Raw genomic sequence first — 26,601 nt, 5'->3', positions numbered from 1 at the left:
ATTTATAATCCTTTTACAACTCTTTTGATTCCGTCTTTGAGCAGTGCCTCATTAAACTGAGAAGTGGTCCTAACTTTAATTCAGTTAATTTCAAATAGGTCAACAATTGCTTTGGGTGAACCAGTGATAAAATTTGAAATGATTTCACTCCAATGATCACCTTAATCTCAATAATCAGATCAGCTCGAAATCCTTTCTCAAAAACAAAGCCATCCCATTTGAAAGTGATTGGTTCTTGACTTGTCACTTTTAATCCTTCATTTTTTAATTCAAAAGCCAAGACTTTTTCATAGATCGATTCAAGCAATCCTGAACACAACTATCTATGGATCAAAAATGCCTTGTCCAAAATTAATTTTGTAATATCATTTTCGTGCATTTCCAAAATAGTAACCTTTCTTCGCTCCGTAGCGCAATAGCGAGCTGCTAATCGATTTCGGGCAAGACCCAGTTTTCTAAGACACTTGGTATACGCATCATTTGCTCGATCCCTGCTACTGTACGTGGAGCATCCCCAGATAAATTGACAGGATCTCCGCTCGTGATCAAAATATCATCTTCTATTCTCACTGCGATGCCCCACCACTTCGGATCACAATCACTCCCCTCGGGAATATAAATTCCTGGTTCTACTGTCAAAACCACTCCTTCTTTCAGCGGACCATATCCTCCACGGTCGTGGACATCTAGACCTAGGTGATGACTGGTCCCATGCGGAAAATAATTGTGACGCTGACCGGTCTTTATGATTCCCAATTCGGCTAATCCCTCATTGATGATTTCTCGAGTTACTCGACCGATTTCGCCAAACTCAACACCCGGTTTACATAGCGCTATTCCTGCTTCTTGCGATTTCAACACCAGTTCATAAATAGCTTTTTCTTCATCATTAAACTTTCCAGAGACTGGGATAGTACGTGTTACATCCGCCGTATACCCTCGCCATTCCGCTCCTAGATCCATCAGGATAAGCCGCTCGCTGATATGCTTCATATCGTTATCGATATAGTGCAGAATGCAGCCATTATTACCTCCACCCACAATGGAAGGATAACCTACGTTTTCTGCTCCATACCGCTTGTAGATAAACTCGTGCACCCCTTGAATCTCACGCTCAGACATGCCTGGCTTAGTCGCTTTCATGACTTCTATTTGGCCTATAGCCGATATTTTAGCCGCTTTTGCAAGGAGTTCGATTTCTGGAGCCGTCTTTACCTCCCTGAGTACATCCATCATCTGAGACAGGGCAAAAATATCAGTCTTAGTCTCTGGCACTTTTGCCCTGACCTCCATCCTTTTCTCGGGACTTTCTGCTTCCATAAAATCTTTTAACACCTGATCATTGGCTACTTCAGGATAGCGGTTTTTATACCTGCCTATTATTTGAGCGACATTTGCCGAGTTTTCAATATCCGTCGCCCGTATCATCTGATACATCTGCATGCGGACCTCAGATACTTCCTCAGGATAATTAGAAGCTTTCTTAAAATCGCTGATCATTTTTTTCAATCCATTATTGGAGCTACTACCTTCGATATCTTGAGATAAATTGAAAGTTAGGAGTTTATCAAATTCATCAAAATTTAATACAGGCTTCTTCCCAAATTCATCATATAAAAATGCCTGATCAAAGCCGAGCTTCTCCTGTACTCCTTCGATTCCTAGCCGTTTCCCATTCCACATTTCAGCTCTGGGATCTCGGGCTTGTACATAGATCAATTCATCAGCTTCCATTTCCCCGATTTGTCTTTTCTCCGAAAAGAGAATCAAAGCGGCATTGGGCTCTCTCAAACCAGTCAAATAGTAAAAATCGGTATTGGGATGATAGATAAAATCCACATCGTTAGACCTGTTTTTTACCGGATTGTTAAAAAGAATCGCCATACTGTTAGCTGGCATCAAAGCTCGAAGAGCTTCTCGACGAGAACGGTGCCAATCCGCGGAAAGGCCATCTTCAAAATAAGACTGTGCAAAGGATACCGTAGTCAAAAACAGAGCAAAAAAGAGAAGATTGAGTTTTTTCATGATTTGGGAATTATTTTCAATCTTACAATGTCTGTTCTTTTAGCCATTTAACAAAGTCTTAATCCACAGATAGCTTCATATCCTTATCTTTGGGAGGACAAACATTTTAAAAATGAAAAAGAACATCCTTTTGGGAACACTCTTCTCCCTCATTTCCCTTTCGATTTTAGCCCAAGAGACTACTCCTAAACCCAAACTAATCGTGGGTATCGTAGTAGATCAAATGCGTCAGGAATATTTTTACAAATTTTCAGAAAACTATTCAGAAGGTGGTTTCAAAAGATTGCTTAGAGATGGTTTTGAGATGAAAAATGGTCATTACAATTATATACCCACTTACACAGGGCCTGGACATGCTTCAGTTTATACCGGCACTACACCAGCTACCCATGGCATCATCGGGAATAACTGGTACGTCAGAAGCTTGAACAAATCAATCTATTGTGCGGAAGACAGTACTGTGACCAATGTAGGTGGAACTCCAATGAGTGGAGAGATCAGTCCGAGAAATCTATTAACCACTACCATTACTGACGAACTGCGATTTGCCTCTAATAAGCGTTCTAAAGTAGTCGCTGTTGCGATTAAAGATCGGGGTGCAAGCCTTCCTGGAGGGCATTTAGGTGATGCTTACTGGTATGATAGTAATAATGGGGAATTTATGACGTCGACCTATTACTACGAAGAACTTCCAAAGTGGGTGAAAAACTTCAATGCCAAAAAGCAAGTGGAAAAGTATTTGTCTCAAACTTGGGAGCCTCTTTTACCCATGGGAAAGTATATCAATAGTATTGATGACAATAATGACTTTGAAGCCCCATTTATCGGAAAAGATAGCCCTACATTCCCATATGATTTGGCCAAGCTCAAAGAAGATAATGGTGGATATGGAATGATTGCCGCTACCCCTTTCGGCAATTCTTTGACATTGGATTTTGCTTATGCTGCTATTGAAGGTGAAAACCTGGGAAAAGGTGAAGAATCTGATTTCCTAGCGGTAAGTTTTTCTTCTCCGGATTATATCGGCCATCGATTTGGACCTACTTCCAAAGAACTGGAGGACAATTATATCCGTCTCGACAGAGAAATGGAGAAATTTCTAAACTTCCTAGATGAAACCTACGGTGAGGACAATTATTTGATTTTCTTATCAGCTGACCATGGAGTGGCAGATATCGCTACTTACATGCAAAGTGAAAATGTCCCTGCGGGAAATCTTAATGTAGGTTACATTCTAGGTCAACTCCGAGGCTACACTTCTCAAGTATACGGAGAAGGGGACTGGATCCTTAACGGATCAAATGACCAAATTTTTCTCAACCATAGATTAGCGAGAGACAAAGGTGTCAACATTTTAGATATGCAAAATGACCTTGCGAACTTCCTTCTACGCTTCAATGGAATCAAAGAAGTCTATACAGCTCATGCTATGCGAAACACGAATTTTGCCTTAGACAGACCTCATTTGCTTCAGATGGGGTATAATCACAAGGCTTCCGGAGATCTATTAATGATCTTGGAGCCAGCTTGGCTTACAGGCGGTGCTAGAGGAACTTCACATGGGACAGGGTTTACCTATGATACGCACGTACCTATACTCTTTTACGGTTGGGGTGTAAAGTCAGGAAGCAGTACTCGATATGCCACAGTGACTGATATTGCCCCTACTGTATCTATGCTCCTCAATATCCGTCTCCCTAATGGTGCCACAGGGCAGCCCATTCGTGAATTATTTGATTGATAAATGCAAAAAATCCCGCTTTTTTAAAAGAGCGGGATTTTTTAAAGTCTTTAAGTCCTCCCAACCGTATTGATGAGCAAGAGAATTTTTTCTTCTAAAAGACTAATGGATCTAGTGTTATTTATTCTGTCCAACTCATAGGATAATTTTCATCGACAAATTCCAAAGCATCGGTAGTAATCTGTAAAGGTTTGAAAGTATCCAGCATCACGGCATACTCTTCTGTGGCCTTTGCTCCAATGGATTTCTCCACAGTGCCGGGGTGAGGTCCATGAGGAAGCCCTCCCATATGAATGGTAAAGGATCCTCTGTCTATTCCCTTTCTACTCATAAATTCCCCCTCGGCATAGTACAAGACTTCATCTGAATCAATATTAGAATGATTATATGGAGCAGGTATAGCGAGTGGATGATAATCAAATAATCTAGGGACAAAAGAACAGATCACAAAGCCCCAAGCCTGGAATGTTTGATGAACGGGTGGTGGTTGATGTATTCTCCCTGTGATCGGCTCAAAATCATAAATCGACAGGGCATAGGGATAGAGGTAACCGTCCCAGCCTACAATATCCAGTGGGCTGTGCTCGTAGTGGTATTGATGGAGCATTCCTTGCTTCTTTATTTGAACGAGGTACTCGCCCTTTTCTTTTTCTACATGAAGTTCATGAGGAGGCCGAATATCACGCTCACAATAAGGCGAATGCTCTAAAAGCTGTCCGACTTCATTACGATAGCGCTTTACGGTTTCGATTGGACCTTGGGATTCGATAACAAGAAGCCTGAGAGGACCTTCTTCTTGAAATTCAAACCGATAGATTGTAGTCCTAGGAATGACAATATAATCCCCCTTTCGCACTTCCAATTTCCCAAATTGTGAATAAAGAACTCCTTCACCGTCATGGATATAGATCAATTCATCCCCATCGGCATTTTTGAAATAAAAGTCCATTTTTCGGTTCTTAGGAGTGCAAATTCCCATCATCACGTCATTATTCTTCATGAGCATCCGACGAGCACTTAAGAAGTCTTCCCCTGTCACTTCCACCCCGGAGGTTTTTAGATGGGTTTGTTTCAGGCCATGATCTTCCGCAACTGTCCACTTGTAAGGCCGAGGTTCACCAATAGATTTTACATTATTGGGATTATGGACATGATATAAGTTGGAATAAATGCCAGAAAAGCCTTTAGAGCTGACCAGTTCTTCCTTGTATAAGGTACCATCCGGCTGCCTAAATTGGGTATGTCTTTTGGGCGGGATAGCCCCCAATCGATGATAATATGCCATATTAATTTGGGTTTATAGGTAGCAAGTTACGATTCTGATAGCTTGTGAAAAAGCCAAGCCATAAAAAAAGGCCAGTTGAATAAACAACTAGCCCTTCCCTATTTTGTTAAACCTATTAGGTCGTCTCTTGCTTTTCATCTTCAAAGATCATTTTTCGAAGATTTTCAATTGACTCCCCTGTTTTTTCCTGAAGTAAACCAAGTATTTCATCTTCTTGACCTTCTTGATATTTCAGGTCATCCTCGGTTAAGGACGCATACTTTTGTTTAAGTTTACCTTTTATTTGATTCCAGTTTCCTTTAAGTTGTAAAGACATAAAATTTATGGGTTTTGGTTAAAAATAATTATACTATAGTATACGCCATCCATATAAAATAGTTTCAAAACTATTAAACAAATGAAAAAATCAATCCTTTTATTCACTCACTTTATCCTAGTAATACTACTCATGTACAATCCATTACATGCTCAAAAAATAATTTGGTCTGATGAGTTTGAAACTGCAGGTTTACCTGATTTAAACAAATGGTCTTATGATACAGGTGACCATGGGTGGGGAAACAATGAGCTTCAAGATTACAAAAAAGCTAAGCCAAAAAACTCCAGAATTGAGAATGGTATTTTAATCATCGAAGCCCATTCCGAGGCCGAATCAAAAAAAGGGTACAGCTCGGCCAGACTAGTCACTAAGGGTAAAGGGTCATGGAAATATGCGTATATTGAAGTCCGTGCTAAGCTCCCGGAAGGTAGAGGCACATGGCCTGCAATCTGGATGCTTCCTGAGAATAATACTTACGGCGGCTGGCCCAGAAGCGGTGAAATTGACATCATGGAGCACGTAGGCTTCGATCCCGCAGTGGTTCACGGGACAGTTCATACGGAAGCCTTTAACCATTCTATAGGCACTGAAGTAGGTAAGCAGGTCATAGTCCCTGATTTTAACTCAGCCTTTCATACCTACGCTATCAATTGGACTGCTGAAAAAATAGATTTCTTCATAGATGGCAAGCTGTACTTCACTTTTGAAAATACGGGTAAATCAAGTGCAGAGTGGCCTTTTGATCAACCCTTTCACTTGCTGTTGAATCTAGCTGTCGGAGGAAATTGGGGTGGAAAAGAAGGAGTAGATGCATCCATTTGGCCGCAGCGAATGGAAGTAGATTACGTTCGCGTGTATGATAAGATGCCTTTATAAGATCGAGATTAAGGATTTCCTTGGCAATCTCTGAATCTTTTTATAAAATGTAAGTTCTAACCTGTTAGTGATACTAAGCTATGCAAAATCCCGGTCTCAAAAGAAGAAAAATACGTGCCCTCTTAATCATCAGTATTTTACTTCTATTAATCTATGCGAAAAACCTGATCGAAAGACAGTCATTCCAAAGCATTAGTAGCACGTTTACAGAGGTTTACAACGATAGATTAGTGGTAGAGGGATACATTTTTCAAATCTCAGAGCATCTATTTCAGATCCAAAAACTAGTAGATCATTGTAACCTCGATTATGATTATTCCAGGGTGGTAGATGAAATAGAAGGACACGAAAATAGGATTCTGGCTATTGTCGAAGACTTTGAAGCAACCAATCTTACCACTCAAGAAGGTGAATACTTGGGCGATTTCAAGGAAATAATTGTTGATGACCTAAGCATAAAGAGTTACGACCTGCTTTACAATGATCAACAAGGAATCAATGTAGAACAAGTAAAACTCTATGATCAAAAAATCTCTCAAGCACGCCTAGACCTTGATAATCTCAGTAAAATTCAAATGGAAGAGGGAGAAAAGCTTATCAGCAAAGCAAAAGTACTGATCAATAGATCCCAAATCTGGGCTCAATTTGAAGTAGCCCTACTTATTATTTTAATCGTTGTGATGTTTTTATTAGTCTTTAGAAAATCCGAGGAGACCAAAGGTATGATTTCATAGATCCACCAATTAATAAAAAAGCCTGCTTTGATCAAAGCAGGCTTTTTTTGTTTTAGATCGCATAGGCTCTATCTCCTTCTTTGAGATCAATACAGCCATCATATCGGCCGGGAACCTCCACATAGTTTAGTGCTTGAGTAGCTCCAATTTCAGATGTGAAATAACCCAAAATTGTCAGATCTCTAAGCATATTGATTACTTGGGGCTCTCTGGGCTCTGATGATTTATATTTTTCATAAAGCCCATTCATATAAGCCAATCTGTCTTCAGCCGCTGCCCCTACAAAATCAGCTCCTTTTTCGGATTTAAAATCTTTACGAATCATATTCAATCCATCCACGAAAGTTTTTTGCTGATCAGCATCATAGGTATCTTTTACCATCATAACCATAAATTGGCCTATTCCAGCGGCTTTTGCTCCCGGGGTGTCCGTATCAGGAATAATCGTATCCCCTAATTCATCTAGAAATGCAATATCCTCAGGGCTAAAATTAAGTCCCTCTATTTGATTCTCAGGAGCACATCCGGTCAAAATCGCAGTAGCACCGACCATAGTTCCTCCCATCATTAGCATGACGCTTTTTAACGCGTCTCTTCTATTCATTGCCATTGTTTTGTTCGTTTAGTGATTAGAGATTACGCTTATTCAATTCATCCACTGCAAAAGCAGCTGCTCGAGCCGTCAAAGCCATGTAGGTTAATGAAGGGTTTTGTGCCGCGGCTGATGTCATACATGCCCCATCTGTCACGAAGACATTTTTAGCGTCCCATACCTGATTGTTTCCATTCAGTACGGAGGTCTTGGGATCTCTTCCCATTCTGGCTGTACCCATTTCGTGGATACCCTGACCAAAGGTGTAACCCGCATCGTAGGACTGCACATCTTTAAATCCAGCTACCTCCAACATTTCCACAGCATCAGCCATCATATCCTTTCGCATATTTTTCTCATTCTCTTTGATTTCAGCATTCATGACAAGTGCTTCCATCCCCCATTTATCCTTGACGGTATCACTGAGACGAATATGATTATCATGGTAAGGGAGTATTTCTCCAAAGGCCGTAAAGCCAATGCTCCACGGACCAGGCTGCGTCAGTGCTTCCTTCATAGGAGCACCAAAGTTTAACTCCGCTACGTCTCTACTCCAACCACTTCGGCTAGCTCCACCTTGATATCCAAAACCTCTAAGGTAATCTCGTTTTTCTCCATTCAAGTTTCTAAATCTAGGGATATATAGACCTGTGGGTCTTCTTCCAAAGTAATATTTATCCTCATAGCCATCTATCGTTCCTCTTGCACCCAATCTGAAATGATGATCCATCACATTGTGTCCGAGCTCTCCCGAACTAGACCCTAACCCTCCAGGCCAGATATCAGTAGCTGATCTCATCAATATGGCCGTAGAATTAAAAGATGAAGCACATAGGAATATGATTTTAGCGTCATACTCCACCGTCTGATTGGTTTCAGCATCTAAGACCTCGACTCCTGTGGCCTTTTGGGTATCTTTATCGTATATCAACCTTCTGACGATAGACCAAGGCCTCAGTGTCAAATTACCTGTAGCTACAGCCGCAGGCAATGTGGAGGCTTGAGTACTAAAATACCCACCAAACGGACAACCTAGAGAACATTTGTTTCTGTACTGACAGCCTACACGACCAGGAAGTGGTTGTGTGATATTGGCAGGTCTTCCCATCAACCAATGCCTTGCGCCCTGATAGTGAGACTTGATCCGCTCTGCAGCATCCTTCTCCACACAGTTCATCGGCATAGCAGGCATAAACTCTCCATCAGGCAAAATATCCAGGCCATCTTTGTTTCCTGAAACCCCAGCAAATTTTTCAACATAAGAATACCAAGGAGCCAAGTCCTTATACCGAATAGGCCAATCCACTGCTATACCTTCCTTGGCATTAGCCTCAAAGTCAATATCCGCCAATCGATAAGACTGCCGTCCCCAAAGAAGCGAGCGTCCGCCTACCTGATATCCTCGAAACCACGTAAAAGGCTTTTCCTCCACATAAGGGGAGTCACTTTCATGTGCCCACCAGTCTAGGTTCAATTCATTCAAAACATAATCCCTTCTCAAATTGGGATGATTTTCTAACATCTCGATTGTTCTTCTTCCTCTATGCGGAACTTCCCAAGGAGGCAGAGTAGCAGTATCATAGTCTTTGACATGCTCCACGTTAGGTCCTCTCTCCAAGAGCAATACCTTCAGCCCTTTTTCCGTCAGCTCTTTAGCAGCCCATCCGCCACTAATCCCCGATCCAACTACTATTGCATCATATGATTGATTTGCCATAAATATAAATTTGATTAAATATTACACATCACATACCTGAACTGCATGAGAAAGTGCAGCAAGTTTGTCCTTAGATTTTGGTATAAATTCATGAGACACATAACCCTTATAGCCTGTCTCTACGATCGCTCGCATCACTGCGGGGTAATTGATTTCCTGATTTTCATCCAACTCATTTCGCCCTGGATTACCTGCCGTATGATAATGACCAAAGTATTGATGATTGGTTTGAATAGTCCGTATGATATCTCCCTCGTCTATTTGCATGTGATAGATATCGTACAAAAGTTTGAAATTAGCTGAGTCAACCATTTTACAAAGCTCCACTCCCCAAGCGGAAAGGTCACACATATAATCAGGGTGATTTACTTTGCTGTTCAGTAGCTCCATTTGAATCACTACATTATGTTTTTCTGCCAGACTCATGATTTTTTTCAAGCCCTCGGCACAGTTTTTCATCCCTACTTCATCGTCCATACCATTTCGATTCCCCGAAAAACAAATCAAGTTTTTGAAGCCGTATTTTGCAACTACCGGAATAATTTCTGAATAGTTTTTGATCAATTGCTCATGATATTGTGGATCATTCCATCCGTGGGGGATCCCGAGTTCGGCACCATTACACATGGAGCATTCAACACCGTGTTTTTTGAGCGTATCCCATGTTTCTGGACCGACTATATCGATGGCATTAAAGCCGATTTCCTTAATGGCAATACAAAGTTCGTCTAAACTAAAATCCGGCATTGTCCATGCGCAGACTCCATGGTTTATATTTCCTTTTAGTTTGAGTGGCATTTCATCCTTCCAATCAAAAGAACTAAAGCCACCTAGGGCAGCTCCTCCTAGCAAAACTTTCTTCAAGCTTTCTCTTCTACTTCTATTAACAGCGTTGGGCATTATAGGTTATTTATAGGTTTAATTTTTTCTTCTTTGAAAAGGGACATGAAAAATAGCAAAACCAAAACGGAAATACCAGAAGGAATTAACCAAATTGATTTCCAGTCATGATCTCCCTCTGCAATTAAAAAATAATCTGATATATGTCCGGCAGCCCAGAAGCCTATTAGCATTCCCACTCCATAGGTAGCTAAGGTGATTAATCCCTGCGCAGAAGATTTGAATTTTGTTCCGGCATGAGCGTCTGTATATATCTGACCACTCACAAAAAAGAAATCATAGCATACACCATGCAATGCTATTCCCACCAGTAGCATCCAGACCTGTTCGTCGGCATTGCCAAAGGCAAAGAACAGATACCTCGCTGCCCAAGCAAGCATGGCTACAATTAGTGTTTTCTTTATCCCAAAGCGCGAAAAGAATATCGGAAGGGCAAGCATGAAAAGAACTTCGCTTATTTGACCAAGTGTCATCTTTCCGGTAGAATTCTCCACGCCTATTTCAGTCAAAAAGGGACTGGCATTTTGATAATAGAATGCCAGTGGAATACAAATCAGAATAGATGATATAAAGAAAATGGCGAAGTTTCTATGCTTCAATAGCGAAAGCGCATCGAGGCCCAGTAACTCTGAGAGTTTAAAGTCCGTACTTCGATCAGCCCTAGGGGGAGTTTGAGGAAGGGTAAAACTAAAAAAACCTAAAATTACCGATACTACAGATGCCATCAGCCATGTATTACGGAGCAAACCATTCGCCATCCCCGCTTGACTATCCCAGGCCATCCAGCTAATCAATATCCCCGCTGCTATCCAACCTATTGTACCCCAAACTCTGATGATAGAAAATTCCTTTGCTGGATCTTTCATTTGGTTAAAGGATATGGAATTGACTAAGGCCAAGGTGGGCATGAATAAGATCATGTAAACCAATAATAATGGGAAAAACACTGAAAAATCATCACTCTGATAAAGTAGATACATCAGTCCCGCTCCAATCAAATGAATCACACCTAAAATCCTCTGGGCATGAAAATACCGATCGGCAATCAATCCCACTATAAATGGTGCGATGATCGCCCCGAAAGATTGAGTAGAAAAGGCCAATGAAATGTCCTGATCCCTTGCTCCCAAATTTGCCCCCAAAAAAGTCCCCATCGTCACGTACCAGGATCCCCAGACAAAAAATTCTAAAAACATCATGAAAGAAAGCCTGGTACGGAGATTAAAATTCATAAATCAAGGGGAGTAGACGTTAATTTTAAAATTGAAAGTTTAGAATTTGGTGTTTTTCCTGTATTTTAAGCAAGTCCTTTGACAATATGAAATAAGGCGATCAAAAGTTTTGAACAAGCCACTCATAACGTGATGCGGCAATTGGTCAATAATTCAAACATCTCGATTAAAGTTTGAAGGATTTTTTGATCGATAATTAATTATTTCAAGAAAAAAACCTGAAAAACCTAAAAAGACCTATGTCAAAAACTAAAAAACTAAAAATTGGATTGATCGGTGGAGGACCAGGATCGTTTATTGGAGCGATACACCTCAATGGCGCCTTGATGGACGGCATGTTTGAACTTGCTGCGGGTGCCTTTTCATCCAACCCCGAAAAATCAAAACAACGCGGAGAAGAACTCATGCTCGATGCTACGAGAGTATATGGGAGCTACGATGAGATGTTTGAAAAAGAACTCCAACTGCCCCAGACAGAGCGAATCGATGTCGTTGTTATCGTTACCCCAAACAATGTCCATCTCGATCCGGCTATCAAAGCATTGAAGCATGGTTTTCACGTAGCCCTAGACAAGCCACTGACTTTAAATTACCAAGAAGCAAAAGAGCTATATCATGCAGTCAATGCTTCAGATAAGCTATTCTTACTGACCCATACCTATTCAGGCTACCCCATGATCAAGCAGGCCAAGCAGATGATCCAAAATGGTGAGCTGGGAAAAATCCACAAAGTGTACGTAGAGTACCCACAGGGTTGGCTCTATAAGCTACTCGAAACTGAAAACAACAAGCAGGCTGAATGGAGAACTGATCCAAAAAGAAATGGGCTCGCGGGCTGCATGGGTGACATTGGGACTCACGCCTTTCATTTGGCGGAATACGTTTCAGGGCAAAAGGTGTCACATCTGTGCGCAGACCTTTACATCAAAGTGGACGGAAGACCCATCGACGATGATGGAGTCGTCCTTCTGCGCTTTGAAAATGGAGCATCAGGTGTACTAATGGCCTCTCAGACTGACACAGGTTGTGAAAACAATCTAAAAATACGTGTCTATGGAGATAAGGGTGGTCTGGAATGGGAGCAGGAAGACAACAATTCTTTGACGGTCAGGTACCCAAATGTCCCCGCTCAAATCTTCAGAGCCGGTACAGGCTACCTCGGATCTTTAGCTCAGGAAAATACCCGAACTCCAGCCGGTCACCCTGAGGGATATATTGAAGCTTTTGCCAACTTATACCGCAATTTTGCAAGATGTATCTATGCCCAGCAAGCTGGAGAAAAACCAAAACCCGAATGGGAGGACTACCCAGGTGTCGAAGATGGCATCAGAGGAATGGCTTTTATCGATCACGTACTTAAAAGCACGGAGTCTGAGATAAAGTGGACGCCATTAGTCGTAGAAAAATAATCAACTCTTAAACCTAAAATTTAATAAGATATGAAATCAATTAAAGGACCAGCCATATTTTTGGCCCAATTTGCTGACGATAAAGCCCCATTTAACAACCTGAAGAATATCTGTGAATACATGGCCGATCTAGGCTATAAGGGTGTTCAGATCCCTTCTTGGGATAACCGCATGATTGATTTACAAAAAGCAGCAGAAAGTAAAACTTATGCAGATGAAATCGCTGGTACAGTAGAGGAAACTGGCATGGTCATCACAGAGCTTTCTACGCATCTTCAAGGGCAGCTAGTGGCTGTTCATCCTGCCTATAACGAACTATTTGATGGATTTGCCCCTGCTAATCTTAAAGGTGACCTCAAAGGAAAAACAGAATGGGCTACCCAGCAGTTAAAATATGCGGCTAAGGCTTCTTCCAATTTGGGATTGTCAGCGCACGCCACTTTCTCTGGAGCACTTATGTGGCACACGGTCTATCCTTGGCCTCAGAGACCCGCAGGATTAGTGGATACAGGTTTCGCAGAATTAGCCAACAGATGGACCCCGATTCTGGACGAATTTGACAAGTATGGTATAGATGTCTGCTACGAGCTTCATCCAGGAGAAGATCTTCATGATGGAATTACATTTGAAATGTTTCTCGATAAAGTCAACCATCACAAGCGCGCCAATATCCTTTATGATCCGAGCCACTTTGTATTACAATGCCTAGATTACCTTCAATTCATTGATTTCTATCACGAAAGAATCAAAATGTTCCATGTAAAAGATGCTGAATTTAACCCAACGGGCAAGCAAGGCGTCTATGGAGGATTCCAAGGATGGGTAGAACGAGCTGGAAGATTCAGATCTTTAGGGGATGGACAAGTTGATTTTGGTGGAATTTTTAGTAAACTTTCGCAGTACAATTTTGATGGATGGGCCGTACTTGAGTGGGAATGCGCCATAAAGCATCCCGAACAGGGAGCAGCCGAGGGGGCTCCATTCATTGATGCGCATCTAATCCGTGTCACAGAAAAAGCATTTGATGACTTTGCCGGCACAGGAGCAGATGAGTCCTTTAACAAAAAAATATTGGGCATCTAATACTATAAATAATATATAAAACAATGAAAATCAGAAAACCAATTACTCTTGGATTAGCTGCATTAGCAGGAATTGCCTTCGCATGTGGAGGAGGGGGAGAGCAACAATCCAGTGAGAGTAGTGCTTCTAGCACTCCTGCTCCAGCCAAGGAAATAAGCCTTGAAGAAAAATACCAAGATGACCCTATCTACATCAAAGGTTTAGAAAAAATAAAGGCCTCTGACTGTCAGTCATGTCACATGGTAGAGCGAAAAATCGTAGGCCCGTCCTATGCGGAAGTCGCTGCCAAATACGAAACAACCGATGAAAACATCGACATGCTAGCTCAAAAAGTCATCAATGGCGGAGTCGGAAACTGGGGTGAAGTACCTATGCCTGCCCATCCAGGATTAAGTGAAGAAGATGCCAAAGACATGGTTAAATATGTACTCCTTTTGAAAAAATAAAATGATGCAAAGACAAAATTGGATACTGCTTTCACTCTCAGCTGCGCTGATATTTGGCTGCTCAGGAGAAAAGGAAGTAGAAAACACTGAAGAGGAAACTCAAGCCTCTACCACTACTCAAGAAGAGTGGATTTCATTATTCGACGGTAAGTCCTTTGACGGCTGGCACAAATACGGTGGTGGGGAAGTAGGTAAGGCTTGGAAAATCGAAAACGGTGAACTTTACCTAGACGCTGCCAATAAAGACGGTTGGCAAACTGGAGATGGAGGAGATATAGTGACTGATGAAGAGTTTGAAAACTTTCATCTGAAATACGAATGGAAAATAGCTCCAAATGGAAATAGTGGAGTAATATTCCTTGTGCATGAGTCTGATGAATACGACTATCCATGGCAAACAGGACCTGAGATGCAAGTACTGGACAATGAAGGCCATCCAGACGCCGAAATCATCAGTCATAGAGCCGGAGACCTGTATGATCTCATCGTAAGTAGTGAAGAGACCGTAAAACCAGCAGGAGAATGGAATCTAGCCGAAATCATCGCCAATAATGGTAATCTTCAACTGCGTCTGAACGATGTCACAATTGTGGAGACAACCATGTGGACCCCTGAATGGGAGGAACTGATCGCAAACAGCAAGTTCAAAGACATGCCCGGATTTGGCAAATACAAAAAGGGTAAAATCTCTCTTCAGGATCATGGAGACTTGGTCCATTTCAGAAATATTGTTCTCAAAAAACTTTAAGATGCTTAACAAAAAAACCTCCAGATTTGGAGGTTTTTTTTTCACAGCCTTGTGATATGATCTTTTTTTATGTAGGCCTCTTTATTTTTCCATTCGACCTCATACCAGATATCCTTGGAGGATTTTATTTTGACCCGATGTCCCGGCTCTATCCTTTCCACAATCGAACCGCCGGCAGTGGGCTTGCTCACCACATAGGTAGGACTATTGGTAATTAATCCCGTGCGAGGTCCCTGTAAAAAATTATTGCTCAAGAATAATAAAATCAAAAGAAAGAAACTCGGCCAATATGAGACTCTAGAATCTGAACTTCTACCGGTCCACCATACAGCCAACAAAGACAAAATCAATAAAAAAGCCAACCCTCCAACGATGTACTCTTTGTAATCAACCAAAAGTAGTAGAAATCTACCTGAATCTGATACTTCAAAACCGTGTAGCGTATTTTGACCTGTTAGGTCTTTAATCTTAGAGATGATCTGATTATTGGGAACTAAGTCATAGTATTTACTCAAGTAGAGTGTTGCTTTTTCTTTATCACCCATTCCTTCCGAAATGAAAGCCATTTTCAGAAGCATAGCAGGCGAATATAGCCCGGATTGATAGTTAGAAACGTACAATTCCATGGCTTCCTTGTAGTTTTCCTGTGCAAATAGAGAGTCCGCCTTAGCGACACCATTTACATCTCCTTGACAATGAATGCTTTGAAGAAGGGCGATAAAAAATATTGAAAGTTTTGCGAGAAAGATTGATTTCCTGTTTGGCATTTATAAATGAGAGTCATAAATTTGCAGTCCAATTACGGCAATGATCTAACAAAAAGCAAGGTTAGGGAGCTGATTTGAAAGCAAAAAAGAAGGGTATTAGACGTTAAAAAAAGTCAATACTAAATCATGATTCCGTAGCTCAGCTGGTAGAGCATAACACTTTTAATGTTAGGGTCCTGGGTTCGAGCCCCAGCGGGATCACATTGAAATCCAAGTAAGGGTAAAGGCGAGAAGCCTGTCCCGATGAAGCATAGCGAAATCGGGAAGCCCCAGCGGGATCTCATAGAAACAACTTGCAAGGAGTTAAAAATCTTGTTCGGGGTGTAGCGTAGCCCGGTATCGCGCCACATTTGGGATGTGGAGGTCGTAGGTTCGAATCCTGCCACCCCGACCACTTCATCAATTCTTCCAAAGGGGAGAATTAGTTTATAATAGTTGGCTTGACAGCTTTTAGTCAAGGCAAATCGAAAGTCGACTAGATTTTAATCTATTCTACTTTCAATATTTATTTATCCAGGTCCTGTAGCTCAACTGGATAGAGCAACTGCCTTCTAAGCAGTAGGTTTCAGGTTCGAGTCCTGACAGGATCACTTTGGAAATATCACAGGCGGAATTAAGTTCCGCTTTTTCTTTGATTCCGTAGCTCAGCTGGTAGAGCATAACACTTTTAATGTTAGGGTCCTGGGTTCGAGCCCCAGCGGGATCACATAGAAAGCAGGTCTTTGGGCCTGCTTTTTTGCTTTATTAATTACCCAAGGGCGAGAAGTTTATCCCGATGAAGCCTAGCGTAATCGGGAAGCCCCAGCGGGATCACATAGAAAGCATGTCTTTTGGCCTGCTTTTTTACTTTATTAATTACCCAAGGGCGAGAAGTTTATCCTGAAAAGAATAAGAGAGAGGTCAGTCCTCCCCGAATGGTTATAACTGTGAGAAAACTGGTTAACTCAAAAATTAAGCGGGTCCAAATGCTTAAAATGCCCATTCTGCTTAATCTTCTCCTTAGCTTGTTCTGCTGCCTTGAGCATCGGGATGATTCGCTTAAAATGCTGGGTCAAAAAGGCTACCCGCTCTCCTTCCGATGGAAGTTGGATTAGCTCCAGCTCTTCCTCCAAACTTAGCCCCACTTTGTGAGCATAAGTATATGAGTTGACTGTTTCAACAGCTATTTCATGAGGATAACTTAAAAGGTAAAGAATCTCCTTTAGATAGAAAATATACTCATATTTCAGCGATGGAGTGATCCTATCCGAGTCCCTAAAAAATTCCACTTCTCCCCCAGCATAGAGCTTCCCTGGAAGCGGATTATCAAAGGACTTTAATTTAAATACCCGCTTTCCCAAAGTCATAATATCCATTCTCCCATCATCATACCTTTTGTGTATCTTGACGAGTTCCATTTCGGTCCCGAATCCGCTGAGCTTATCAAGATAGGCACAAACTCCAAAACGCCCTTGGCCAGCTTCCACGTCTGCAATTAATTGACGGTAACGCGGCTCAAAGATGTGTAAATTAAGTTCTTCACCAGGAAAAGCTACCAGCTTTAATGGGAAAAGTGGGAGATACATGTAAATGAGAATTTTTTAAATAAACTCCCCAAAATGCTTTTTGGTTATCTTAAAAAATTAGCAAAAAAAAGCCTCGGAGATTTCCGAGGCTTATTGATTTATTTTTTTGCAATAAACGCAAGAAGATCTACTACCTTATTGGAGTATCCCCACTCATTGTCGTACCATGAAACTACTTTTACAAAAGTGTCCGACAACTGAATACCCGCGCCTGCATCGAAGATAGATGTCCGGGCATCTCCTACGAAATCATTAGAGACAACTGCGTCTTCAGTATATCCAAGTACTCCTTTCATAGAGGTTTCAGATACTTCTTTCATCTTAGCACAAATCTCTTCGTATTTGGCAGGATTTTTTAACCTTACCGTCAAGTCTACCACTGACACATTTGGAGTAGGCACTCTAAATGCCATACCGGTTAATTTTCCATTAAGCTCAGGAATGACTTTCCCTACTGCTTTAGCAGCTCCTGTAGAAGAAGGGATGATATTTTGACCTGCACCACGTCCACCTCTCCAGTCTTTGGCAGATGGTCCATCTACGGTTTTCTGAGTGGCTGTAGTAGCGTGAACAGTGGTCATCAAACCTTCCTCAATACCCCAATTGTCATTCAGTACCTTTGCTATTGGCGCAAGGCAATTGGTTGTGCAGGATGCATTAGATACAAAAACCATGTCATCGGTATATGTATCTTCATTGACTCCCATTACAAACATTGGAGTGTCGTCCTTAGAAGGAGCTGACATGATCACTTTTTTAGCCCCTGCATCAATATGACCTTGTGCTGAATCTTTGGTTAAGAAAATACCTGTAGACTCGATCACGTAATCGGCCCCGATCTCACCCCACTTAAGGTTTGCTGGGCTTTTCTCAGAAGTCACTCTAATAGTATTGCCATTGACTACCAAGTGCCCATCTTTCACTTCTACAGTACCTTGAAATCTGCCGTGAGTAGAGTCATACTTAAGCATGTAAGCGATGTAATCTACATCAATAAGGTCATTGATGCCGACCACTTGAATATCTTCACGCTCTTGTGCTACTCTGAATGCCAATCGACCGATTCTTCCGAATCCGTTGATTCCTACTTTGATTTTGCTCATAATTATGTTGATTTTTTGTATAGGTTTGAATCTAAAAACTCCCTAGCCTTTGCCTCTTTTAGCAAAAAATTACTAGCGAATCCCTAAGTTATCATATTTTTTTTGCTCACCCAAACTCCCCCTATTCTGAAGAAGACAAGATTGGCATTCAATCGATTTCGAAATGAAAAAAAAAATGAAAACGATTATTTTAGCAGATTTTTTGATCGAAATTGAATACCTTGAACTTAGATAAATTATTTCTCCCATGTTTGCCAACGCCATCAAAGAAGTCGCCAATTACACCCGAGCTATTCATTCCATTTCCCGTAATTTTGGAAACCCTAAAATCCATAAAGGTTCCGCTAGCCTATTTTTTGTCAATCAAGAAGGCTGGGCATTGACCTGTAAACACGTCGCACAATGGATTGGCCAAGCAGACCAGGTGAATAAGCGCTTTGCAAATTTCATCAACGAGAGTAAAAACAGCACGGGCAACCAACAAAATAAGCTTGCCAAAAAACTCGGTCTTACAGCCGAGCAGCTTTTTGAAATGCGCATTACCTTCGTGGACTGTGTGGATCAGATCAAAAATTTAAAATTCATCATTCACCCTGAATATGATTTGGCATTATTGAAATTTGAGGGATTCAATCAAAGTCTATTCACAGGTGCTCCCACCTTTTTAGCCGACGATCAATCAATTCAGTCTGGAGACATGCTTTGTAGGCTGGGATTTCCCTTTCCCGAATTCACTAATTACAAGCTGGATCAGATGAGCCAATCTCTGAAATGGACTAAAGAAGGCATGGCTAGATCGCCGCGATTTCCAATAGAAGGAATGGTTACTCGATTCCTAGGAGGCAAAAAAGGTGAAATACACGGGATTGAAATGAGTACCCCAGGACTTCGGGGGCAGAGCGGTGGTCCGCTTTTTGACTCTGAAGGTAGGATCTATGGAATGCAAAGCCGTACCAAACACTTACACTTGGGTTTTGATATCGAAGAAAAGGAGGTGATAGCTCATGGAAAAGCCAAAAAAATCAATGATTATGCCTTTATCCATTTGGGCGAATGCGTGCATGTCAAAGTAATTAAGGATTTCTTGAGACAGCATCAGGTCAGCTTTCAAGAAGGTTGAAAATAGACAGAAAACAAAAAAAGCCGGTAAATCCGGCTTTTTTTGTTTTCTATTTTAATCTCTCCAAAATCTCAATAAATGTTTTGCTTGGTCGCATTGCTTGAGCAAGTAGATTTCCATCTGGTCGATAATATCCACCAATCGCAACGGGGCTTCCTTGTGCTCCATTCAGTTCTGACTCGATTTCAATTTGTTTTTCAGCCAAATCTTTAGCTATTGACGCAAATTTTTCCTGAAGTGCGGCATCCTTACTTTGATTTGCCAAGGCTTCTGCCCAGTATAGCGCGAGGTAGAAATGACTCCCTCTATTGTCGAGTTTACCTACTACCCGAGCAGGAGATTTATCATTTTCCAACCACTTGCCTGTGGCCTGATCCAGCGTTTCTGCCAATAAAAGAGCTCTTTGATTATCGAAGGTCTGTCCTAAATGCTCCAAAGAAACAGCAAGTGCTAAAAACTCACCAAGTGAATCCCATCTAAGGTGACCCTCAGTAATAAATTGCTCCACATGCTTAGGTGCCGATCCTCCAGCCCCTGTTTCAAACAAGCCTCCACCATTCATCAAAGGGACAATGGAAAGCATTTTGGCACTCGTGCCAAGCTCCAAAATCGGAAATAAGTCAGTCAAGTAGTCTCGAAGCACATTACCAGTGACTGAAATAGTATCCAACCCTTCTTTGATTCTAGATAACGAGAAATTTGTTGCTTCTATAGGGTTCATAATATGAATCTCTAAGCCCGTGGTATCATGCTGAGGCAAATAGGCATTTACCTTTTTAATCAACTCAGCGTCATGAGCTCGATTGGCATCTAGCCAAAAAACAGCTGGAGTATTGGATTGCCTGGCGCGAGTCACGGCTAGCTTGACCCAGTCCTGAATCGGAGCATCTTTGGTCTGACACATTCTCCAAATGTCCCCAGACTCTACTTCATGGCTCATCAATTCATTGCCATCAGCTGAAATTACCTTTACTTTTCCTGCAAAAGGAATTTCGAACGTTTTATCATGAGAACCGTATTCTTCTGCTTTTTGAGCCATTAAGCCTACATTGGGCACAGAGCCCATAGTCGATGGATCAAAGGCTCCATGTTTTCGGCAAAAATCAATCGTAGCCTGATATACTCCGGCATAACTCCTATCGGGGATCACCGCTTTGGTGTCTTGGAGTTTTCCGGCTTTATTCCACATCTGACCTGAGGTTCTAATCATGGCTGGCATGGAAGCATCGATAATCACATCACTTGGGACATGCAGGTTGGTGATGCCTTTATCAGAATTCACCATAGCCAAATCCGGACTATCCGCATAGCAAGCTTCAATATCAGTTAAGATTTCAGCCTTTTGGGCTGCAGGAAGCTTTTCGATACTGGCTAATAAATCACCAAATCCATTATTTACATCAACACCTGCTTCTTCAAGCACTGAAGCGTGCTTGTCAAAAACAGGCTCAAAAAATGTCTTCACTGCATGGCCAAATATAATTGGATCTGAGACCTTCATCATCGTGGCTTTCATATGAAGGGAAAACAAAACACCTTCCGCTTTAGCATCTGCTTTCGCTTTTTTCAGGAACGCCCTGAGGGCGTTTACACTCATGCACGAGGCATCTATGACCTCCCCTTTTTGAATAGCTAAACCAGATTTTAATATTTCCTTCCTACCATCCTTACCGTGCAACTCAATAGAAACTTTCGTTGCATCAGCAAGTGTAACGGACTGTTCGCTACCATAAAAATCTCCCTCCACCATACTGTCCACGTGAGACTTGGAGTCAGCAGACCATTTACCCATCGAATGTGGATGTTTTCTGGCGTAAGCCTTTACGGCTTGGGGAGCTCTACGATCAGAGTTCCCTTCTCTTAAGACCGGGTTTACAGCTGAGCCTTTGATTTTATCGTACTTTGTTTTGATTATTTTTTCCTCTTCACTCTTTGGTTCTTCCGGGTAATCAGGAAGTGCATATCCCTGTTGCTGCAGTTCTTTGATGGCTGCTTTCAACTGGGGAACAGAAGCGGAAATATTGGGTAATTTGATAATATTGGCTTCGGGAGTTTTGGCAATGGACCCTAGCTCTGCCAGTGCATCATTTAGCTGCTGCTCGGGCTTTAAAAACTCCGAAAAAGTAGCAATTATTCTGCCTGACAACGAAATATCCCTAGTCTCCACCTGAATATCAGCTGAATTAGTGAATGCTTGTACAATTGGCAGTAAGGAGTACGTGGCCAAAGCAGGCGCCTCATCTGTAAGCGTGTAAAGAATTTTGGGAGTGGAATTACTCATAATTATGTATTGCGTTGGATGATGGGAAATCAAATCATTTAGCCTTAAAACTCACCAAATTGATATTTTTTTGAGCTTTTTTACTATTAAAAGAGTCTATCTGATCTGTGAAATCGATGGGCTAAAATACGGAAAATATCCTTGTTTCAAATCCCACTAATGGAATTAGAAGAGGGTAAACCCATTACTTGTGGATCGAGAATTTATCGGAATCCATCCAAGCGGGAAACTTTTTCCGATAATCAGTCAAATCTGCAAGGCTCAAAGTCAGCACTTCGGTATTTTCGTCCTCCCCGAGAGATAATAAAGACTGTCCCTTGAAATCATAAACTGCCGAATGTCCGCAATAAGGCACCTTATTTCCATCAGTGCCTACTCTATTTACTCCTATTGAATAAGCTAAATTCTCAATGGCTCTAGCAGGTAGCAAAGCATCCCACGCGCTCACTCTCGGGGCAGGCCATGAAGCCACATAAAAAACTAAATCATAGGCCATTTGACCCTCGGAAGAGGTATTTCTTGACCATACGGGAAATCTCAAATCATAGCAGACTTGAGGTAAAATTTTCCACCCTTTCCACTGAAAAACGGGTTGATTTTGTCCTGCAGAAAAGTGCTCATCCTCCTGAGCCATTCTAAACAAATGCCTCTTGTCGTAATGCTGAATCTTACCATTGGGCTCCACCCATAGGAGACGATTAAAATATCCTTTTTCTTCTTTAATAATGACACTTCCCGTGACCACAGCCCCAGTCTGAGCAGCCTGCTGCTGCAGCCACCTGCATGCGGTGAGATTCATAGGCTCTGCTAATTCAGACACATCCATACTGAATCCTGTCGAAAACATCTCAGGCAAGATGATCAAGTCGACTTTTTCTCCTACCGCCCAGATCTTTTCCTCCAGCATAGAGAAATTGGCAACCTTATCCTTCCAGTAAAGATCAGCTTGAATCAGGGCTATTTTTAGCTGAAAAGAATCACTCATTTCAGCGGATATATCATACGGTAATCCGTGGGAATCTTGCCCTTACTCACATCGACCAATTTTGATTGAACCAATCGCTTTTTGAGGCCTTTGAGGTAATCTACAAACAAAATCCCCTCTAAATGGTCGTACTCATGCTGTATGACCCGTGCTGTCATACCGGAAAACTCTTCCTCCTTCAGGTTCCAATTTTCATCGAAATATTCGATGGTAAGCTTTTCCGGACGAATGATTTCGGCCCTGACGTCAGGAATACTCAGGCACCCTTCTTCAAACCCATAATCATCTCCGTATTCGTCCAAAATGATGGGATTGATAAATACTCTTCGGATGCCTTTCTCCTCATCCTCTTTATCTAGCATCAAGCTGCTATCGATCACAAAAAGTCGCACTCCTTGATTGATCTGGGGAGCTGCCAAACCCACCCCACTAGCATGGTCCATGGTGGCATACATGTCTTTGATCAGCGCATTTAGATCTGTACCTTCTTCTATTTCAGCTGCTTCTTTTTTGAGGATGGGATTTCCGTAGGCTACTATCGGATATATCATTTCTTTTCTAAATAGGATTGTAGGATAATAGCTGCGCTTACTTTATCAAGGTTACCGGACTTTTCTCTTCTGTCCTTTTTTTTGCTTCCCATAGCAATCATTGTTTGCATTGCCATTTTTGAAGTAAAGCGTTCGTCTATTAATTCAATTTTTTTATCAGGAAAAGCCTTCTTTAGCTTTCCTTGTAGCGTATTTACTCGGGGTGTCATTTCATTGGGCCTTCCGTCCAGTTTGGTGGGATAGCCAAGCACTATCGTTTCTACTTCTTCCTTCTCGAAGTAGCTTTTCAGAAAGTCAAACAGCTTATGCGTCTCAATAGTTTCCAGAGGGTTTGCAAGCATCTGAAGTGAATCAGTCACTGCTATCCCTGTTCTCTTGGAACCCAGATCTATTGCTATTACTCGAGCCATTAATTGATTCTAATTTTGTGTCGAATCATACGAAGAGCCTCTCGCTCAAGTTCAACTGCCTTCGGAAACAATAACTCGTCCTCGATTTGGGCGTGAATAATGAGTTCCCGCTCAAAATTTTGAAGCTCATGATACAATACCTTCATCGTAAGGGGAGCATTTTCAGATAGCGAATAGTTCGAGGTCAATTTCCTAATCCCTTCCATCTCATCATCATGGATCTCATGAGCCTCAGCCAGAAGGCAAACCGGATCTTTTTCTAAAATTTTAAGTGCATCATGCAAAGCAAAATTGCCTTCTTCAATATCCTGAAGCAATTCTATCCGTTTGAAAAGCCGACTTTCCTCCTCATGGATATGATGAATAAAATCCTGAACAAAAAGTGGAAACATCATCTTCAAATCCGCGAGTAATGCCTGAAAATGAGGTTCGGCATGTATTCCTGAGATCATATTGGATAAAAAAGGCAACTCTTGACGCACAAAATAATAATGCTTCTTCTTCAGATAAGCTACCAAAACTTCAATCGGATTGATATAAAGCTCCTCGGGTGTCGGTTCTTTTCGGGATGCCCATGACTCAAGTTCAGAAATCAACTGACGGGGGTTCACCCGATGCTTTTTACAAACTTCCTCGAGTGACTCCGAAGGATACTGATAAAAACTGATCCCAAAATAATGTAGCACGGAGGCGAACACATAATTTTCAGAAACCAAGTCTCCTACTAAAGTCTTATTCAAATTTTCGTCCCGCTGCATCCCACAAAAATAAATTATTTTAACAGAAAGTTGGGGATTAAATTTGACCTTTATGCGTTCAATCCATGTAAACTTTCACATACTTTATCAATTACATCTTTTAAACACTAGCAAAAAGCAGTAGTTTAACTTATTGAAAATAACCAACAGAAAGCGAAAAACCGTGAGCGAGACAAAAAATTCAAAATCACAAATACGACTCCCTATTATCCTTGCACTAGCCATCTCGGCGGGTATTTGGATAGGAGCCACCTTTGCCGAACCCAAAAGTAATCAAAATGACCTGAGAGCGGCCCTTTACAAGCTTCAGGAAATCATGACCTACATCAATAGAGACTATGTAGACAGTGTCAATACCAACGAGCTGGTCGAATATGGGATCAATAAAATGCTCGAAAATCTAGATCCGCACTCGAGCTATATTCCCGCCCGAGATGCCTCCTTGGCACAATCCCAACTAGACGGGGAGTTTGATGGAATAGGAGTAGAATTTGGGATTATCAGAGATACGATTTATGTCGTAGCCCCACTTACAGGAGGACCTTCTGAAGCCCTGGGTATTCAATCCGGTGATCAAATAATTAATGTAGATGGTACAACGGTCGCAGGTACTGGAATCACCAATAGAGATGTTTTTGATCTCCTCAGAGGTCCCAAAGGAAGCCAAGTTGTCGTTGACATCAAGCGCAAAAACCAAAGTGATCTCATCACCTACGAGATCACTAGGGACAAAATCCCACAATACAGTATCAACGCCTCCTACATGGTCAATAGTGAAATCGGATATGTAAAAATCACTCGATTTGCAGCTACTACTTATGATGAATTTAAAGCTTCTGTAGCTGAACTTAAAGATCAAGGAATGAAGAAGTTGATCATTGACCTACAGGGCAATCCTGGTGGATACATGGGGGCTGCGATCAATATTGCTGATGAGATCTTAGGAGATCGTTCATTGATCGTCTCCCAGGAAGGCAAAGTGGAGCAGTATAGCCAAAAAGCCTATGCCTTTAGGCCCGGAATGTTTGAAGAAGGGTCGGTCATTGTATTGGTAAACGAGGGTTCTGCTTCCGCTTCGGAAATCTTGGCTGGAGCAATTCAAGATAATGATCGAGGACTGATCGTTGGTCGCAGGTCTTTTGGAAAAGGACTGGTTCAGATGCCAATCGATCTATCTGATGGTGCTGAATTAAGGTTGACTATAGCTCGCTACTTCACACCTTCAGGTCGCTCTATCCAGAAGCCTTATGGACCGGATCATGAAGCCTACGAAAAAGACTGGATTTCCAGATTGGAGCATGGAGAGTTTTTCTCAGCTGACAGTATTAAATTTAATGATAGCTTGAAGTACGAAACCAAAAAAGGTAGAATTGTTTACGGCGGAGGAGGAATTATGCCTGACTTCTTTGTTCCATTAGATACTACTTTTTCATCAGCTTATGTGAGTAGGCTTTTCAATTCGGATTCCTCAAGAGAGTTTATTCTAGACTATACAGAGAAAAACAAGGACAAGTTTTCAGAAATGAGTCTGGAAAGCTACTACCAGGATTTTGAAGTAAATGATGCTATGCTTCAAGACCTGATCAAGGTAGGTGAGAAAAATAAAGTAGCTTACGATGCCGCAGATTTTACCAAATCAAAGAGCTATTTGAAAAAGCTTGTCAAAGCCCATCTTGGACGTCAGCTGTATGATGATGACGCCTTCTATATGGTGATCAATGACATCAATGAAGTATATCAACAGGCCATCCGCCTTTTTGACGAGGCCGACCGAATAGCACTAGCCAAAGACCTAACACCTTCAAGTTCTAATGAAGAGGAAGAAGAATAAGATTTATTCCCATATCAAAAAGAGCAGCCGAAACGCTGCTCTTTTTTTTAACTCATTGGAGCTTTTAGTCTAAAAAAACTACCTTCAAACCAAATCCCCATCAATTCAGCTATGAAAAACCTA

Annotated in this window: 25 protein-coding genes and 4 tRNA genes; 13 read left to right on the top strand and 16 right to left on the bottom strand. The window is 41.6% G+C overall.

Features of this window, described 5'->3' with window-relative positions:
• Positions 1–13: 13 nt before the first annotated feature.
• Together BLQ57_RS01950 and BLQ57_RS01945 are read right to left on the bottom strand one after the other, a co-directional pair.
• Entirely contained in the window at positions 14–280 is a 267-nt protein-coding gene (locus BLQ57_RS01950) for a GxxExxY protein (RefSeq protein ID WP_317042209.1), read from the bottom strand.
• A gap of 146 nt (positions 281–426) precedes the next feature.
• Complete coding sequence (locus tag BLQ57_RS01945) at positions 427–2,025, bottom strand: aminopeptidase P family protein (RefSeq protein ID WP_087937782.1); 1,599 nt, start codon at positions 2,023–2,025, stop codon at positions 427–429.
• A 112-nt stretch (positions 2,026–2,137) separates the two neighbouring features.
• Here BLQ57_RS01945 and pafA point away from each other — a divergent pair, with 112 nt between their 5' ends.
• Positions 2,138–3,766 (top strand): alkaline phosphatase PafA, encoded by a 1,629-nt coding sequence (pafA, locus tag BLQ57_RS01940; protein ID WP_087937781.1) that lies wholly within the window; start codon positions 2,138–2,140, stop codon positions 3,764–3,766.
• A gap of 121 nt (positions 3,767–3,887) precedes the next feature.
• Here pafA and BLQ57_RS01935 read toward each other — a convergent pair whose 3' ends face one another.
• Both BLQ57_RS01935 and BLQ57_RS01930 read right to left on the bottom strand, forming a co-directional pair.
• Positions 3,888–5,051, bottom strand: coding sequence for a homogentisate 1,2-dioxygenase (locus BLQ57_RS01935; RefSeq protein WP_087937780.1), 1,164 nt, complete (start codon positions 5,049–5,051; stop codon positions 3,888–3,890).
• Positions 5,052–5,166: 115 nt separating this feature from the next.
• Positions 5,167–5,367, bottom strand: coding sequence for a CsbD family protein (locus BLQ57_RS01930; protein WP_087937779.1), 201 nt, complete (start codon positions 5,365–5,367; stop codon positions 5,167–5,169).
• Positions 5,368–5,499: 132 nt separating this feature from the next.
• On the opposite strand from BLQ57_RS01930, the gene BLQ57_RS01925 reads away from it, so the two are divergent.
• Positions 5,500–6,246, top strand: coding sequence for a glycoside hydrolase family 16 protein (locus BLQ57_RS01925; RefSeq protein ID WP_240507731.1), 747 nt, complete (start codon positions 5,500–5,502; stop codon positions 6,244–6,246).
• Positions 6,247–6,326: 80 nt separating this feature from the next.
• Positions 6,327–6,980, top strand: a complete 654-nt coding sequence (locus BLQ57_RS01920; protein WP_087937777.1) for an MCP four helix bundle domain-containing protein — start codon at positions 6,327–6,329, stop codon at positions 6,978–6,980.
• 52 nt (positions 6,981–7,032) lie between these two features.
• On the opposite strand, the gene BLQ57_RS01915 is transcribed toward BLQ57_RS01920, so the two are convergent.
• From BLQ57_RS01915 to BLQ57_RS01900, 4 genes are read right to left on the bottom strand one after another with little or no spacing between them, the layout of a single operon-like run.
• Positions 7,033–7,590, bottom strand: coding sequence for a gluconate 2-dehydrogenase subunit 3 family protein (locus tag BLQ57_RS01915; RefSeq protein WP_087937776.1), 558 nt, complete (start codon positions 7,588–7,590; stop codon positions 7,033–7,035).
• A gap of 19 nt (positions 7,591–7,609) precedes the next feature.
• Complete coding sequence (locus BLQ57_RS01910; RefSeq protein WP_087937775.1) at positions 7,610–9,289, bottom strand: GMC oxidoreductase; 1,680 nt, start codon at positions 9,287–9,289, stop codon at positions 7,610–7,612.
• 21 nt (positions 9,290–9,310) lie between these two features.
• Complete coding sequence (locus BLQ57_RS01905) at positions 9,311–10,189, bottom strand: hydroxypyruvate isomerase family protein (protein WP_087937774.1); 879 nt, start codon at positions 10,187–10,189, stop codon at positions 9,311–9,313.
• Positions 10,189–11,421: a nucleoside permease gene (locus BLQ57_RS01900; protein WP_087937773.1), complete on the bottom strand. Its 1,233-nt coding sequence runs from the start codon at positions 11,419–11,421 to the stop codon at positions 10,189–10,191. The genes BLQ57_RS01905 and BLQ57_RS01900 overlap by 1 nt, the downstream gene beginning before the upstream one ends.
• Positions 11,422–11,660: 239 nt before the next feature.
• On the opposite strand from BLQ57_RS01900, the gene BLQ57_RS01895 reads away from it, so the two are divergent.
• The 4 genes from BLQ57_RS01895 to BLQ57_RS01880 are packed head-to-tail and all read left to right on the top strand — an operon-like array spanning position 11,661 to position 15,107.
• On the top strand, positions 11,661–12,830 hold the full coding sequence (locus tag BLQ57_RS01895; RefSeq protein ID WP_087937772.1) for a Gfo/Idh/MocA family protein: 1,170 nt from the start codon (positions 11,661–11,663) through the stop codon (positions 12,828–12,830).
• A 30-nt stretch (positions 12,831–12,860) separates the two neighbouring features.
• Positions 12,861–13,913, top strand: coding sequence for a sugar phosphate isomerase/epimerase family protein (locus tag BLQ57_RS01890; RefSeq protein ID WP_087937771.1), 1,053 nt, complete (start codon positions 12,861–12,863; stop codon positions 13,911–13,913).
• 23 nt (positions 13,914–13,936) lie between these two features.
• On the top strand, positions 13,937–14,359 hold the full coding sequence (locus BLQ57_RS01885) for a c-type cytochrome (RefSeq protein WP_087937770.1): 423 nt from the start codon (positions 13,937–13,939) through the stop codon (positions 14,357–14,359).
• A gap of 4 nt (positions 14,360–14,363) precedes the next feature.
• Positions 14,364–15,107, top strand: coding sequence for a 3-keto-disaccharide hydrolase (locus BLQ57_RS01880; protein ID WP_087937837.1), 744 nt, complete (start codon positions 14,364–14,366; stop codon positions 15,105–15,107).
• 41 nt (positions 15,108–15,148) lie between these two features.
• On the opposite strand, the gene BLQ57_RS01875 is transcribed toward BLQ57_RS01880, so the two are convergent.
• Positions 15,149–15,874, bottom strand: a complete 726-nt coding sequence (locus BLQ57_RS01875; RefSeq protein WP_087937769.1) for an SH3 domain-containing protein — start codon at positions 15,872–15,874, stop codon at positions 15,149–15,151.
• Positions 15,875–16,002: 128 nt separating this feature from the next.
• On the opposite strand from BLQ57_RS01875, the gene BLQ57_RS01870 reads away from it, so the two are divergent.
• The 4 genes from BLQ57_RS01870 to BLQ57_RS01855 all read left to right on the top strand — a co-directional run bounded on the left by BLQ57_RS01870 (position 16,003) and on the right by BLQ57_RS01855 (position 16,580).
• Positions 16,003–16,075 (top strand) — tRNA-Lys (locus tag BLQ57_RS01870).
• A 116-nt stretch (positions 16,076–16,191) separates the two neighbouring features.
• Positions 16,192–16,268 (top strand) — tRNA-Pro (locus BLQ57_RS01865).
• 122 nt (positions 16,269–16,390) lie between these two features.
• Positions 16,391–16,464: transfer RNA gene (locus tag BLQ57_RS01860), tRNA-Arg, on the top strand.
• 43 nt (positions 16,465–16,507) lie between these two features.
• Positions 16,508–16,580: transfer RNA gene (locus BLQ57_RS01855), tRNA-Lys, on the top strand.
• A gap of 238 nt (positions 16,581–16,818) precedes the next feature.
• On the opposite strand, the gene BLQ57_RS01850 is transcribed toward BLQ57_RS01855, so the two are convergent.
• Positions 16,819–17,439, bottom strand: coding sequence for an LON peptidase substrate-binding domain-containing protein (locus BLQ57_RS01850; protein WP_317042208.1), 621 nt, complete (start codon positions 17,437–17,439; stop codon positions 16,819–16,821).
• A 98-nt stretch (positions 17,440–17,537) separates the two neighbouring features.
• Positions 17,538–18,542, bottom strand: coding sequence for a type I glyceraldehyde-3-phosphate dehydrogenase (gene gap / locus BLQ57_RS01845; protein ID WP_087937767.1), 1,005 nt, complete (start codon positions 18,540–18,542; stop codon positions 17,538–17,540).
• 247 nt (positions 18,543–18,789) lie between these two features.
• On the opposite strand from gap, the gene BLQ57_RS01840 reads away from it, so the two are divergent.
• Positions 18,790–19,662, top strand: a complete 873-nt coding sequence (locus BLQ57_RS01840; protein WP_087937766.1) for a S1 family peptidase — start codon at positions 18,790–18,792, stop codon at positions 19,660–19,662.
• Between the two features lie 49 nt (positions 19,663–19,711).
• Here the strand turns inward: BLQ57_RS01840 and BLQ57_RS01835 are convergent, their stop codons facing one another.
• The 5 genes from BLQ57_RS01835 to BLQ57_RS01815 form a co-directional block, all read right to left on the bottom strand.
• A complete protein-coding gene (locus tag BLQ57_RS01835; protein WP_087937765.1) occupies positions 19,712–21,943 on the bottom strand; it encodes an NADP-dependent isocitrate dehydrogenase in 2,232 nt (743 codons plus the stop codon).
• A 184-nt stretch (positions 21,944–22,127) separates the two neighbouring features.
• Positions 22,128–22,928: an amidohydrolase gene (locus BLQ57_RS01830; RefSeq protein ID WP_087937764.1), complete on the bottom strand. Its 801-nt coding sequence runs from the start codon at positions 22,926–22,928 to the stop codon at positions 22,128–22,130.
• A complete protein-coding gene (gene def, locus BLQ57_RS01825; protein WP_087937763.1) occupies positions 22,925–23,479 on the bottom strand; it encodes a peptide deformylase in 555 nt (184 codons plus the stop codon). The genes BLQ57_RS01830 and def overlap by 4 nt, the downstream gene beginning before the upstream one ends.
• Positions 23,476–23,889, bottom strand: coding sequence for a Holliday junction resolvase RuvX (gene ruvX / locus BLQ57_RS01820; RefSeq protein WP_087937762.1), 414 nt, complete (start codon positions 23,887–23,889; stop codon positions 23,476–23,478). Before ruvX ends, def begins: the two co-directional genes overlap by 4 nt.
• Complete coding sequence (locus tag BLQ57_RS01815; RefSeq protein ID WP_087937761.1) at positions 23,889–24,647, bottom strand: hemerythrin HHE cation-binding protein; 759 nt, start codon at positions 24,645–24,647, stop codon at positions 23,889–23,891. Before BLQ57_RS01815 ends, ruvX begins: the two co-directional genes overlap by 1 nt.
• Before the next feature lie 163 nt (positions 24,648–24,810).
• On the opposite strand from BLQ57_RS01815, the gene BLQ57_RS01810 reads away from it, so the two are divergent.
• The gene (locus tag BLQ57_RS01810; protein ID WP_087937836.1) at positions 24,811–26,478 is read left to right on the top strand and encodes a S41 family peptidase; all 1,668 of its coding nucleotides are present in this window, start codon (positions 24,811–24,813) and stop codon (positions 26,476–26,478) included.
• Positions 26,479–26,601 lie beyond the last annotated feature (123 nt).

It is taken from the genome of Algoriphagus faecimaris (assembly GCF_900101705.1).
Taxonomy (GTDB): domain Bacteria; phylum Bacteroidota; class Bacteroidia; order Cytophagales; family Cyclobacteriaceae; genus Algoriphagus; species Algoriphagus faecimaris.
The sequence above is the reverse complement of the archived record's forward strand: the minus strand, read 5'-3'. Positions and strand labels throughout refer to the sequence as shown.

Excerpts from the sequence above, each read along its gene's own strand:
- BLQ57_RS01945 (WP_087937782.1), bottom strand. The coding sequence starts at position 2,025 with ATGAAAAAACTCAATCTTCTCTTTTTTGCTCTGTTTTTGACTACGGTA.
- pafA (WP_087937781.1), top strand. The coding sequence starts at position 2,138 with ATGAAAAAGAACATCCTTTTGGGAACACTCTTCTCCCTCATTTCCCTT.
- BLQ57_RS01935 (WP_087937780.1), bottom strand. The coding sequence starts at position 5,051 with ATGGCATATTATCATCGATTGGGGGCTATCCCGCCCAAAAGACATACC.
- BLQ57_RS01930 (WP_087937779.1), bottom strand. The coding sequence starts at position 5,367 with ATGTCTTTACAACTTAAAGGAAACTGGAATCAAATAAAAGGTAAACTT.
- BLQ57_RS01925 (WP_240507731.1), top strand. The coding sequence starts at position 5,500 with ATGTACAATCCATTACATGCTCAAAAAATAATTTGGTCTGATGAGTTT.
- BLQ57_RS01920 (WP_087937777.1), top strand. The coding sequence starts at position 6,327 with ATGCAAAATCCCGGTCTCAAAAGAAGAAAAATACGTGCCCTCTTAATC.
- BLQ57_RS01915 (WP_087937776.1), bottom strand. The coding sequence starts at position 7,590 with ATGGCAATGAATAGAAGAGACGCGTTAAAAAGCGTCATGCTAATGATG.
- BLQ57_RS01910 (WP_087937775.1), bottom strand. The coding sequence starts at position 9,289 with ATGGCAAATCAATCATATGATGCAATAGTAGTTGGATCGGGGATTAGT.
- BLQ57_RS01905 (WP_087937774.1), bottom strand. The coding sequence starts at position 10,189 with ATGCCCAACGCTGTTAATAGAAGTAGAAGAGAAAGCTTGAAGAAAGTT.
- BLQ57_RS01900 (WP_087937773.1), bottom strand. The coding sequence starts at position 11,421 with ATGAATTTTAATCTCCGTACCAGGCTTTCTTTCATGATGTTTTTAGAA.
- BLQ57_RS01895 (WP_087937772.1), top strand. The coding sequence starts at position 11,661 with ATGTCAAAAACTAAAAAACTAAAAATTGGATTGATCGGTGGAGGACCA.
- BLQ57_RS01890 (WP_087937771.1), top strand. The coding sequence starts at position 12,861 with ATGAAATCAATTAAAGGACCAGCCATATTTTTGGCCCAATTTGCTGAC.
- BLQ57_RS01885 (WP_087937770.1), top strand. The coding sequence starts at position 13,937 with ATGAAAATCAGAAAACCAATTACTCTTGGATTAGCTGCATTAGCAGGA.
- BLQ57_RS01880 (WP_087937837.1), top strand. The coding sequence starts at position 14,364 with ATGCAAAGACAAAATTGGATACTGCTTTCACTCTCAGCTGCGCTGATA.
- BLQ57_RS01875 (WP_087937769.1), bottom strand. The coding sequence starts at position 15,874 with ATGCCAAACAGGAAATCAATCTTTCTCGCAAAACTTTCAATATTTTTT.
- BLQ57_RS01850 (WP_317042208.1), bottom strand. The coding sequence starts at position 17,439 with ATGTATCTCCCACTTTTCCCATTAAAGCTGGTAGCTTTTCCTGGTGAA.
- gap (WP_087937767.1), bottom strand. The coding sequence starts at position 18,542 with ATGAGCAAAATCAAAGTAGGAATCAACGGATTCGGAAGAATCGGTCGA.
- BLQ57_RS01840 (WP_087937766.1), top strand. The coding sequence starts at position 18,790 with ATGTTTGCCAACGCCATCAAAGAAGTCGCCAATTACACCCGAGCTATT.
- BLQ57_RS01835 (WP_087937765.1), bottom strand. The coding sequence starts at position 21,943 with ATGAGTAATTCCACTCCCAAAATTCTTTACACGCTTACAGATGAGGCG.
- BLQ57_RS01830 (WP_087937764.1), bottom strand. The coding sequence starts at position 22,928 with ATGAGTGATTCTTTTCAGCTAAAAATAGCCCTGATTCAAGCTGATCTT.
- def (WP_087937763.1), bottom strand. The coding sequence starts at position 23,479 with ATGATATATCCGATAGTAGCCTACGGAAATCCCATCCTCAAAAAAGAA.
- ruvX (WP_087937762.1), bottom strand. The coding sequence starts at position 23,889 with ATGGCTCGAGTAATAGCAATAGATCTGGGTTCCAAGAGAACAGGGATA.
- BLQ57_RS01815 (WP_087937761.1), bottom strand. The coding sequence starts at position 24,647 with ATGCAGCGGGACGAAAATTTGAATAAGACTTTAGTAGGAGACTTGGTT.